Origin of the sequence: Snodgrassella alvi wkB2, assembly GCF_000600005.1 — a bacterium.
Taxonomy (GTDB): domain Bacteria; phylum Pseudomonadota; class Gammaproteobacteria; order Burkholderiales; family Neisseriaceae; genus Snodgrassella; species Snodgrassella alvi.
In genome coordinates, this window is sequence record NZ_CP007446.1 from 2514469 (window position 1) to 2527978 (window position 13510).

Annotated in this window: 3 protein-coding genes; all 3 read right to left on the bottom strand. The window is 41.4% G+C overall.

Annotation, left to right across the window (positions count from 1 at the left end; translation table 11 throughout):
• Positions 1–672: 672 nt before the first annotated feature.
• Positions 673–11334 (bottom strand): ESPR-type extended signal peptide-containing protein, encoded by a 10662-nt coding sequence (locus SALWKB2_RS11470; RefSeq protein ID WP_025331815.1) that lies wholly within the window; start codon positions 11332–11334, stop codon positions 673–675.
• A gap of 766 nt (positions 11335–12100) precedes the next feature.
• On the bottom strand, positions 12101–12460 hold the full coding sequence (locus tag SALWKB2_RS11475; RefSeq protein WP_025331816.1) for a hypothetical protein: 360 nt from the start codon (positions 12458–12460) through the stop codon (positions 12101–12103).
• Between the two features lie 102 nt (positions 12461–12562).
• Positions 12563–13480: a UDP-3-O-acyl-N-acetylglucosamine deacetylase gene (lpxC, locus tag SALWKB2_RS11480; protein WP_025331817.1), complete on the bottom strand. Its 918-nt coding sequence runs from the start codon at positions 13478–13480 to the stop codon at positions 12563–12565.
• Positions 13481–13510 lie beyond the last annotated feature (30 nt).

Consider the following 13510-nt stretch of genomic DNA (forward strand, 5'->3'; position numbering starts at 1 on the left):
GACTATAGTAAATCAATAAAATTACTGGCAGGTAATACCTATTATTAATATCTTCTGCACTTGCAAACCAGTCTGCCAGTAAGCAGTACGACAACAGCTCACGAATATTCAATGGCCAGAGACATACCTGCAGAATTTATTAATTTTAAATTACTGGATTAATCGGCAAATTTTTTGTACCAAATCAGTTTCAGACAGTTACTTCGTATACCGCGAATGCGCACGCAGACATAATTCATCACAAAAAAGCATTTACAGCAGCATCTGTGCCGCATCAAAGACCGGTATACTATGTAAAATCCAGTATTCTCAACCCGGAATACAATTTTTTTCAACCTGAACAGTACAGTAAAACGTTCTGATTACTTTTATAACCGGAAACTGCTTTGCCAGAATTAATATATTGAGCAAAACGTATTCCATTATCAACCGGAGCAATAGCTTATTCCGCAGTAGTGTACCTGAGTAAGTGAACTGCTTATCAATTTATATTCTTGCAATCATCTGCAAAGATTAAATTTTATAATTGCCGGTCTGTAGCTCAATATCCGTACTCATCAGCCCAAATATTTCACAACAGTAATACTTCATACCTGTACATTTTTCAAACCATAAAAAACTTCCGGATTCAGATAAATCCGGAAGTTAGTCTGGCTATTCAGCAAAGATAGTTTAGTTGTTGCTCCATTTGAAGCCGACACCAGCATTAAAGCCAACTTCCTTGCCTGTAGTAGAAACACCAGCACCCCAGCCGATATTACCGCTGTTACTGATGGCTTTATAGTTAGCACCGACTGCGGTATAGCCACGATAAGTACCTACACCCACACCGACAGCCTGTTCACCGGCATTCAGAGAAGGCAGATAAGCGCCGGATAAGGCCATGGCCAATGCAGTACCTGAATATGCACGGCGTTCTGTACGCTGAACACGTTCATTTACTTTGTTTACATACTTATTGACGTTAGTAATCTGATTATTAACACCTTTAAGCTGAGCCACGTTTACTGCATCAGTATCAGCCGTACCTGCTGCAACTCCGGTTATCTGACGATATACACCTTTCGATGCATCACCTACAGATACCGCACCTTCCGTACTATTTGTTGCCCGGATCGCTGCTGCCTGCTGTGACGTTGCCGTTACCGGAATATAGCCTTCTTTTCCGGCTGCCGTATTCGCTACTGAACCCGCACCAAGTGCTACGCCTCCGGTCTGTGTTACCTTAGCCTGACTACCCAGTGCCACAGCATTGGCTGATGGAGCACTTGCAGAATCACCGATTGCAACTGCCGATGTTCCGCTGGCCATAGCTGCTCCGCCTACTGCGATAGAATCAGTACCCTGTGCAACTGAGGCAGCTTTTGCAGAATTGATCTTCGCAAACTTAGTACCATAATTCTGAACATTTTGCAGGGCATCAGCCACATTATCAGCAGATGCAATACCTCCTGTCGGAGTAGTGCTATCATATTTGGGTTTACTGAGACCTGTATTCGGGTCATATGAACTACCCAGACCGGCTGCTATGGAAGCAAGCTGGCTGGCTGTTCTGGCACTGATTGCTGTTGACAGGCTAGTCAATGCGTCACTAGAAATATTTCCGGTCGGCAGAGTATCTACTTTAGTTGACAGAGTACTCAGGCTGCTTTGTACCGTCCACAACTGACCGGCATTAACCGCATCAAGAGAACCTTGAGCTATATTACCGGCTGCAATATTGGTAATCCGCTGTGCAGTACCATTATGACTGGCATCATAAAAGCCTGTATTGTGACCTGTACCATCATCTTTCCATTGCAATGCATTTTTGGTCAGATTAGTGATATTAGTAATAATATTACTTGTCGAGATACCATTCACTTTTTCGTCTAATGAACTCAGTGATGATGATGTAGATGTTGCCAGAGCAGACAGATTGGATTTTATGTCGTAAAGCTGTCCACCGGTTACTGCTTCATGCGAACCCGCTGCAATCTCACCATCTTCCACGTTATAGATCTTACCTAAACCTAGATCACGGGTCAGATTGTTTGGTCTTCCTGCATCAAATCCGCCTTTATCATCATTCCATTTCAGTGCTTTCTCTTTCAGATCTGACACATCTTTCTGAGTTGTACTTGTAACAGTTGATAAGCTGCTCAGACTGCTGCTGGTGATGTTTGTCAGCTGTTGCAGATTGTCTGTTGCCGTACTCAGGCTGTGTGACAGACTTTCATAGCCGGTAGACAGGGAGCTGCTTATAGTGCTGATTTCATTAATAACAGTGGATGAAACTACTGTCGACAGACTGCTCAGCCCTGTTGATGTTGAGCCGGACAGGCTGAATAGCTGACCACCGTTTACTGCATCTGTAGAATCAGCTGCTATTCTGCCTGCTGCTACATTGGTAATCCGCTGCGCTGTACCATTATGACTGGCATCATAAAAGCCTGTATTGTGACCTGTACCATCATCTTTCCATTGCAATGCATTCTGCTGCAAGGTAGTCAGATTCTGATTCGCACTGCTCAGACTGGCTGACAGATTGTTCAGACCGGTAGTCGTAGACTCTGACAAACTGCTCAGACCGGTGCTGACACTGTTCAGTCCTGTATGAGTTTCTGTGGACAGTGACTCCAGACTTCTATTTACATTATTCAGAGCAGATGAGGTAACACTGCTCAGGCTGCTCAGACCAGTACTGCTGCTGCTCAGACCTGTCTGAGTCAGCGTTGACAGACTGTACATCTGCGCACCGTTAACCGCATCACTTGATGTAGGGCTGATGTCCCCGCCGGCTATTCCGGTCAGTGTCTGCGCACGACCGCCACGGGTTGCATCATAGGCACTAATTGTACTGTTCCATTGCAATGCATCTTTCTGCAGATTGCCTACATTAGTATTAGTATCATTCAGACTGGATGACAGACTGGACACGTTTTGATTCACAGTGTTCAGATTATCACCAATAATAGTAGACAGACTGCCTAACTTATTATTGGTAATTGCACTCAGGTTGGTTGACAGACTGCTCAGCCCTGTTGATGTTGAGCTGGACAGACTGAATAGCTGACCACCGTTTACTGCATCTGTAGAATCCAATGCTATATTGCCTGCTGCTACATTGGTAATCCGCTGCGCTGTACCATTATGGCCGGCATCATAAGCAGTCAGTGTGCTGTTCCACTGCAATGCATTCTGCTGCAAGGTAGTCAGATTCTGATTCGCACTGCTCAGACTGGCTGACAGATTGTTCAGACCGGTAGTCGCAGACTCTGATAAACTGCTCAGACCGGTGCTGACACTGTTCAGTCCTGTATGAGTTTCTGTGGACAGTGACTCCAGACTTCTATTTACATTATCCAGAGCAGATGAGGTAACACTGCTCAAATTGCTCAGACCAGTACTGATGCTGCCCAGACCTTTCTGAGTCAGCGTTGACAGACTGTACATCTGCGCACCGTTAACCGCATCACTTGATGTAGGGCTGATGTCCCCGCCGGCAATTCCGGTCAGTTTCTGCGCACGACCGCTACGAGTTGCATCATAGGCACTGCTTACACCATTCCACTGCAAAGCATTTTGCCGTAATTCAGCTACATTAGTATTAGTATCATTCAGACTGGATGACAGACTGGACACGTTTTGATTCACAGTGCTCAGACTATTACTAATAATAGAAGATAGACTGCCTAACTGATTGTTAGTTACTGCGCTCAGGTTGGTTGACAGACTGCTCAGCCCTGTTGATGTTGAGCCGGACAGACTGAATAGCTGACCACCGTTTACTGCATCTGTAGAATCCAATGCTATATTGCCTGCTGCTACATTGGTAATCCGCTGCGCTGTACCATTATAGCTGGCATCATAGGCACTGCCTTTCCATTGCAATGTATTTGCCTGCAATGTAGTCAGAGTCTGATTTGTGCTGTTCAGGCTATTTGTCAGATTGTTCAGGCCGGTAGTTGTAGACTCTGACAAATTGCTCAGACCGGTGCTGATACTGTTCAGTCCTGCTACAGTTACCGTAGACAGACTGTGCAGCTGTCCGCCGTTAACCGCTTCTGTGGATTCTGCACTCACTGCTCCTGCTGCCACACCACTCAGAACTTTGGCACTGCCGTCTCGGCTGGCATCATAAACACCTTTGCCTGCGTTCCACTGCAAGGTATTAGCCTGCAATGTGGATACGCTGCTGCTGGTATCTTTCAGACCTTTGTCCAGAGCCTGCAGGCTGTTAGCTGTAGAAGTAGTCAGTGTGTCCAGACTGGTGCTAATGCTCTGTATACTGCCTGAAGTACTGGATGACAGCTGAGTCAGTCCATCGTTGGTGCTCTTCAAACTGTCTTTCAGATTTTTCAGGTCTGTGTTTGTTGCTGTGGACAGTGAACCTAAACCTAAATTGGTTTTATTCAGATTTTCAGTCAGTTTATTGACACTGTCAGCAGTACCGGTTGACAAACTGTACATCTGTGCACCGTTAACTGCATCGGTAGAATCTGCCATTATCGAGCCTGCTGCTACCTGTGTAATCTTCTGAGCTTTACTATCACGCTCAGCATTGTAATTACCGGTTACTTTATCCCATTGCAGTGCATTAGCCTGCAATGCAGTAACCTTTTCAGTAACAGTATTCAGTCCGCTTGACAAACTGGATACGTTTTGATTCACAGTGTTCAGATTATCACCAGTAATAGTAGACAAACTGCTTAACTGATCGTTGGTTACTTTACTCAGGTTGGTTGACAGACTGCTCAGCCCTGTTGATGTTGAGCTGGACAATTGGAAGAACTGGCTGCCATTAATAGCATCGCTTGAATCCGGTGCTACATTACCGGCAGCTACGTTGGTAATTTTTTGTGCCTTACCAGTTCCATGATTTGCACTATACGCACCGGCTTCCTCACTCCATTGCAGTGCATCTTTCTGTAATCCGGCAACATTACTGGCAGCAGTACTTACTGTATTGCCTAATTTCCCCAGTACTGTTGAAGTACTCGCAGACAGATTATTTAATCCTGAAGAAGTACTAGTAGACAAACTGGCAATTTGGTTTGAAGCACTGACAGATAAACTGCTCAACCCCGTAGAGGTACTGGTAGACAGACTGGCTACACTGCCTGAAGTACTTACAGACAGGCTGCTGATAGAAGTTGATACTATCGTAGACAGATTGCCTAATCCGGTAGAAGCACTATTAGACAGGTTATTAAATTTTTCCGGCCAGTCATTAGATAAACTGTTTAGTTTATCCTGAACAGAAGTTAAACCAGTAGATACTGATTTTGATACACTGTTCAAACCGGCAGAATATTCTGTATTAACTGCATACAGCTGCGAACCGGTAATGACATCACTTGAACTATCGCTGATATTACCTTCAGCAACCCGGGTAATTTTTTGCGGTTTGCCAGTTGCTCGGCTGGCATCATAACCTCCCACTCCCGGTTCATTATTATATTGCAATGCATTTTGTTGCAACTGAGTTACTTTACTACTTACAGTTTCCGTAACAGTAGACAGGCTAGTGATACCGCCGGCTTTAGCAATAGTACTCAAAGATGTCGAAAGGTTATCAAAGCCGGAACTAACATTGGTGGAAAGACTGCTAATCGCGGTGTTGGTAGTATACAGCTGACCGGCAGTAGCTACATCACTGGAACCTTCTTTGATTAGTCCATCAGCTACATTGGTAATTTTACCAGGCATATTTGCTATGCCATGGCCGGCATTATACGCATCAATATCATCATTCCATAGCAATGCATTCTGCTGTAATGATTTTATTTTAGAACCAGTTACTTTCAGACTGCTGGACGTTGACTCAGACAGATCAGTCAGTCTGTTACGGGTTTCATTCAAACCAGTTGAAAGACTGGACAGATTATTATTACTGATTTCTGTCAACGATGAAGAAAGACTGCTTAGGCCATTTACAACACTATTAGAAACTAAGCCTATAGTATCGGAGAGTTTGCTGACTTTAGCATTGGTCTTATACAGCTGACCGCCGGTTACCACATCGCTTGAATTTGATGACAAATCGGCATCAGCAACATTGGTAATACGCTGGTAAATACCGTTGTGACTAGCATCATAGGCACCTTTACCATCATTCAGTTTATTATCCCATAATAGAGCATTTTGCTGCAATGAACCAAGATTGGTATTAGTACTTTTCAAAGAATCCGATGTTGTTGTACTCAGCTTACGAAGCTCATCATTAGTACTTTGCAGCTTTCCTGACAATTCAGTCAGCTTGTCGTTGTTTATATCACTCAGTGAATTTGATAAAGAACTGAATGTAGTACTTACACTACCAGACAAAGTACCGAGATTACTGTTGGTCGTAAATAACTGATCACCGGTAACCACATCACTGGAGCTGGCTTGTACACTTCCATTGAGTACATTTGTGATGCGCTGAGCCTGCCCGTTATGAGTGGCATCATAGGCACCTTTACCATTATTTAAATCATTATTCCACAACAGTGCATTTTGCTGCAGTGATGTAACACTGGCTTTAGCAACAGTCAATTGCTGATCAAAACTTGTAGACAGACTATTTATTTGTTTACCGGCAGCTTCATACAGAGCAGTAGAAAGACTGCTCACACCAGTTGATGTCGATAAAGAAAGCGAGTTTATACTACGGTCAACAGTTCCGGATAAATTACTCAACTGACTATTAGTACTAAACAGCTGACCGCCGGTTACCACATCGCTTGAATTTGATGACAAATCGGCATCAGCAACATTAGTAATTACTTCCTGTCCGCCCGTTACACCATGACTGGCATCATAAGCTTTACCATTCCATTGCAGAGCATTTTTCTGCAGTAATCTTATACTGGTATCTGCCTGATTAAGACCGTTATCTAAAGTCGATGAAAGTTCATTTATCTTTGATGACAATGATTTATTCAGGTTATCAGACAAAGCAGTTAAACGGGTATCAGTGCTTGTGGATATGCTTTTTATCCCTCTATCCAGTGTGGTAGATAAGCTGCTGACAGTAGTATTGGTATTGTACAGCTGACCACCTGTTACCACATCAGAGGAACCTTCAAGCAATACAGCATCATCAACATTGGTAATTCTTTCTTTTCCGCCCTCTACACCATGACTGGCATCATAAGCTTTACCATTCCATTGCAGAGCATTTTTCTGTAATGTATTTAAGCTGGCATTAGTAGAAGTCAGACGGTTATCAACAGCAGAAGAAAGAGAGCTCAGACCGGAGTTCAGTGATTTATTTAAATCAGTTGAAAGCGCGTCCAGACTGCTGGAGGTTGAACTGGTCAGATTTTGCAATTTAGTAGTAAGACTGGAAGACAGATTGCTGACATCATTATTGGTATCGTATAACTGTTTACCGGTTACTACATCGCTGGAAGTACCACTCAAATCGCCATCTTTAACATTGGTAATACGCTGTGTGCCATTTATAACACCGTGGCTCGCATCATATGCACCATCTTTCCATTGTAAAGCATCCTGCTGTAAACCACCGATGTCAGATCTGGCACTACTTAAACCATCGCTGAGAGCTGTAGACAATTTCTTCAGACCTGTTGCAGAGAGACCATCCAGCGAACTGGACAGGCTCTGCAGACTTAATTCTGTAGAGCTGGAAATACTATACAACTGTTTACCGGTTACTACATCAGTTGAGCTTTCTCCGAGATCTCCGTCTTTTACATTGGTAATACGCTGATTTTTAGCATCGTATGCATTAACATTACTATTCCATTGCAGAGCATTATTTTTCAGTGCCGTAATATCATTTTGACTGCTTTGCACATCGCTATTAAACTTATCAAGCATTGATTTGGAAGTGCTGTCTAAAGCAGTACTAAGACTGTTCGTACTGCTTAAAGTAGATGAAGAAAGTGAATTCAGAACAGAATTAGTTGTGTATAACTGCGCGCCGATAACCACTTCAGAAGAGTTGGGTGCTGATATATCACCAGCTGCAACACCGGTAATTTTCTGTTCAGTACCATTTTGCTGGTTGCTGGCATCATAAGCTGTCTTACTTTGATTCCATAGCAATGCCTGTTTTCTTACGCTGTCTATTTGATTTTTACTGTTAGTCAGACCGGTATTAAGGCTATCCGTCACTTCTTGCAGTTTGCTTTCAGTGGCTGTAGAAAGACTAAATAACTGACCACCGGTAATTACATCAGTTGATCCCTTAGCAATACTACCAGATAGTACATTGGTAATTCTTCCAGGATTATTACCATCATGAGAAGCATCATATGCACCTGTACTGTCATTCCACAGCAGTGCATTGTTTTGCAGACTGGTAACCTGAGTATTTATAGCTTTAGCCATATCAGACAGCTTACCAATTTCGTCAGAAGATGAAGCATTGATTTTATCTGACAGTTTACCCAATTCAGTATTAAAAGTAGTGGATAAATTAGTCAGATTTGAGTTAGTGGTATATAGCTGGGAGCCATTAACTGCATCAGTAGAAGCACTGGATGTAATATCACCAGCCGCTACCTGAGTAATTTTTTGCGGGGTATTGCCACGTGAAGCACTAAAAGCGTTGTTTTCCCATTGCAGAGCATTACTTCTCAGATCTTTAATAGATGTTGAAGCAGAATTCTGCAAATTGCTCAGGTTTGTACTAACTGTATTCAGTTTGTTAGTAGTATCAGTTTCTGTAGTATTGATATTGTCAGTAAGCTGTTTAGACACAGTCTTAATATTAGAGTCAATACCTGTTGATATGCTTGTTAAATCAGAACCTGCCTTTGATAATTGCTCTGCTGTTGTTGATGTTAAATTATCAAGATTTTTATTAGTTGTATATAACTGCCCGCCAATAACCAGATCACTGGATGTAGCCTTACTTATATCAGCAGCCGCAACATTAGTTACTTTACGGTTCGTGCCAGCATAACTGGCATCATAAACATCACCTTTCAGCTGTAAAGTTACGTCGCTGAGATGTGCAATAGAGTCACTGGTTGATATAGCCAGTGATGAAATAGCTTTATTAGTAATACCAATAGCATTTGATACAGACTGAGAAACAGCTATTCTCTTATTATCTGCGTCTTTCAGACTAGTACTGGTCATAGTAGACAGGCTGTTGATATCGGATTTAGTATTAAACAGTTGTCCGCCGTTAACCACATCCGTAGATGTGGCTGAACTAGTATCACCAGCAGCTATATTGGTAATTTTCTGCGCTTGTCCATCACGGCTGGCATCATAGATACCATTTTTCAACTGCAATGCATCACGGTTTAACTGAGTAATGCTGGAAGCAGTAGCGGTAGACAACTGACTGAATTTTTCAGTCGTAGAAGACAGTACTGAGCTGACAGATCCGGAAACTGTTTCAAATTTAAAGATTGCACTACTAATAGAACCTATTGATGTACTAGATAAAGAACTTAATAACGAATTTGTAGTATATAACTGTCCGCCGTTAACAGCATCAGTTGATCCCGGCGCACTATCATCACCGGCCATAACATTTAGAATTTTTGCAGGTCCTTTTCCTAAATGAGATGCATCATAAGCCTGTGCCTTTGAATTCCACTGTAATGCATCTTCCTGCAAAATTGAAATATTAGTAGCAGTTGTCGTACTTAAATTATTGTAATTAGTATCAGCTATGGAAAACCGATTATCCACAGAAGTAGATAAAGTTTGGTAATTCTGTTCTGTGTTATTAATATATGTACTGGTAGAAGTATTTAGCGATGATAAACTGCTATTAAGGTTAAATATTGATGTGGATGTTGAGTCTGTCAGAGTAGATAAACTGCTTGATACAAAACTCTGCGCACTTTTTAACTGCGCCACATTAACTGCATCAGTATCTAAAGTACCGGCCGCCAGACCTGTAATTTGTCTGGTTACAGTTGAACCATTACCAACAGCGACAGAACCCGCTTTACTGTTCCAAGCAGATGAAGTGACATCCTTTGCTTGTGTACCAGTAACAGGATCATATCCGGTTACTCCTTTTTTAGTAGAGGCAACAGAATCTTTACCTAAAGCTACACCATCATCAATACTGGCGTTGGCATTATAACCAATAGCTACACCATTGGCTCCGCTAATCTGGGTACTATTACCAAGTGCTAAGGCATTTGCAGCACTAACTTTAGCAGCATTACCCACTATCATAGCACCTGTACCGTTTGCGGAAACAGTATTATTGTTACCCAGTATTCTTATATCATTGGCTTTATCAGAACCGGCAGGATCTGTCTCAATTGTATTCTGATTACCAAATATACCTGTATTATCAGCAGTAATCGTTCCATTCTGATTACCAAAAGAGTAGGTATTATCACCGGATACTATAGTAGCACCGCTAGCTGCTTTTGTCTGAGTACCATCTTTACTATTATACAAAGTAGTTGCTGCAGAACCGCCAATGGCACCTGAGGCTTTCCCGGTTACATTATTGGCTGAACCAATACTTATACCCTGTTGACCAGTTGCCTGAGCAGAATTACCAATAGCAATGGCAGAATGTCCTTTAGCCTGTGTCTGTACACCCAATGCTACAGTTCCGTCTGCACTGGCCTGAGACATCAGACCGGCAGCCACACTGCCTACTCCTTCAGATGAAGCTACTGAACCCAAAGCCACACTGGATACACCGGTAGCCTGTGCACTGACACCAAAAGCAATTGATGCGCGTCCCGAAGCCAGTGCTGCTGTGCCGATAGCCATCGCACCACCAGCTGTAGCTGTAGCATTAGTACCAAAAGCCGTTGAGTAGTTACCAGTTGTATATGAACCACAACCTGAAGCAAAAGAATAAACACCATAAGCAACAGGCAATTTATTTGGATTACCTCCTGTACTGGTACCTTGCTGTGCAGCCGCAGTTTGAGAAACACTGCCATTGGTTATTCCGTAAGGATTTTTACCACTAAAAGGTTGATCTGTAGCAAAGCGCAAGTATTCTTCTAAAGCACTTACTTCCTCTCCGACTATAGTTCGACCAGGTTTCCCTCTGCCTGTAACTTCATCAGCTCCGCAAGCATCAGCTGAACCAGTAAAAATGACTGTACCATGGCTTGCTTCGCCAGGATAATTCGGTTGATCTGCGCCACCACTACCAACATTTTTACCACCAACCAAACCTGAATTCGAAGCATAAGAATTAGGTATTAATAAAGACATATTTAAAACTGAAGCTATAAGACTCAGTTTAAAAATAGAACTAAATCTGGATTTTCTGCTTACTATACCTTTAGCAGGTAAAGAAGAGACTGCATCAGACTTGGTTTTGCTTTTAGCTAGTTCGGAAGCTGCCACCCAAGTCTGGGTCGTTTCATTCCATATAGCACGATATATTTTATTCAATTGGTTACTCCTGATTTAGAAATCATGCCGTAAAACAAATTTTGGATAACTTAATAAAGTTAAGTTAAAAATTAAGATAAATCTTTAAGTAATATAACATAAATATTTGTTTGCATGTAGTAAACAACATAGAAAAACACTTAACAAAACTGTTGGCTTATGATTTTTTTTTATGAGTAAGCAATTGAATTTTTATCAGATTATTTTTTTTAATTTTATATATGTATGTTTATTAAATACTTTGTTTAGATATTATTATTGTCTTATTAACACCACAACAATAATAGTTGCAGTTTGTCTGAAAGAGCAAATATGAATTATTTTAAATAAAATTTTCTGAACAAAGAATAAATTTAATTAGAATAATACAAAAATTAGCATTTCATGTTTGAAACTTAAGTTAATAGTTATATTTTCTTTATCTGGTATCAGTTACTTTTTTATATTACTGAAACAGAAATTTTATTTACAATTATATGCAATGTAATTAAAAAATGATTTCATTTTTTATTTATCAAGTACACATTATTTTTTTGCTTATACTGGAAGTAAATAAAATATAGATTTTATTAACAACGTTCAGTTTGGCAAATGTATTTACTCTAAAAACAAAATGCAGTGTTAATATATTTGTAATTATAAACAATATAATAATTCTCAGCATAATGATATATCTGAGTTACAAAAAACACGCCATCAATAGTAAATAAACTAACAATTTTAATTATAATATTTTGATTTTCTAATTAAAATTATTAAAATAATTCTATTGTTCCATTTGTTTTTCAACATCAATCAGAGCCCGGCGGGATAAAGCCAGATTAGCCCTGCTGTTATCAAGTACAGAATACAAAAACAGGCTGCCAAGTTTTTTCAGCGGCCGGATCAGATGATACTGCTGCCCGAGGGTAATCAGTATATCTTCAATTTCGTCATTCAGCTCCAGCATCTGCATAGTTTTAATTTTAGAGCGGATAACTTCGGTACTGCTGGCAGCAGCAATTTCCAGATCAATTTTATTGATAGCATTGCCAGCCATCAGCATACCATTATCGTAATCAACCACTGCCGCCGCCAGTGCACCTTCTACGTTAAGTAATTGCGCTACAACAGCTTGATAGTCCATTCTTTTATATCCCGGAATAGTTAATTAAACCGGAGAATAATTGTCCGGTCGGTTAATCTGATAGTATTGTTAAAATAGTATAACATAATCTGTACGCAAATATCAGGCAGCCTGAGGCAGATGATGGAAGGCAGAAGGCAGCTGCCGGTCATGCGGAAATGTTACCCATTCATACGTTTCGGGCTGTGCCAGTAATTGCCGCAATAATGCATTATTAATCGCATGGCCGGATTTATGACCTTCAAAAGCGCCGATAATCGGATGTCCGAGTGTATAAAGATCGCCAATTGCATCCAGAATTTTATGGCGTACGAATTCATCAGGATAACGTAAGCCTTCAGGATTAAGCACATCTGTATCATCAATTACAATTGCATTGCTCAGATTTCCGCCCAGCCCCAGATTATGGCTGCGCATCAGTTCTACTTCCTGCATAAAACCAAATGTCCGTGCGCGGGAAATTTCATCAACATACGACTGTCCAGCAAAATCTATCGTGAAAGTCTGATTACTGCGATTGAATACCGGATGATCAAAATCTATGGTTAAAGTAACCTGAAACCCCTCATACGGAGCAAATTTTACCCATTTATCTTCTTGCGACAGCATTACCGGCTGTTTAATACGTAAGAATTTTTTTTCAGCAGGCTGATCAATAACACCCGCATCTTGCAAAAGATAAATAAAAGGCAGGCTGGAACCATCCATAATGGGAATTTCCGGTGCATTGAGCTCAACAATGATATTGTCGATTCCATAGGCAGCGAATGCCGACATAATATGCTCAATGGTGCCGATACGAATACCGTCTGGAGTAACAACTGTAGAAGATAAACGGGTATCGTTAATCAGTTCAGGAGTCAGCGGCACAATACGGCCAAGTTCTCCGTTCAGATCAGTGCGGCGAAAACGGATACCACTATCAGATGCAGCCGGATGCAAACTCAATCTTACCCGCTCTCCGGAATGCAAACCCACTCCGGTAACACTGATACTTTTTGCTAATGTGCGCTGCAACATATTCTGTTCCTGATCAATCCGATAATGCAA

Excerpts from the sequence above, each read along its gene's own strand:
- SALWKB2_RS11475 (WP_025331816.1), bottom strand. The coding sequence starts at position 12,460 with ATGGACTATCAAGCTGTTGTAGCGCAATTACTTAACGTAGAAGGTGCA.
- lpxC (WP_025331817.1), bottom strand. The coding sequence starts at position 13,480 with ATGTTGCAGCGCACATTAGCAAAAAGTATCAGTGTTACCGGAGTGGGT.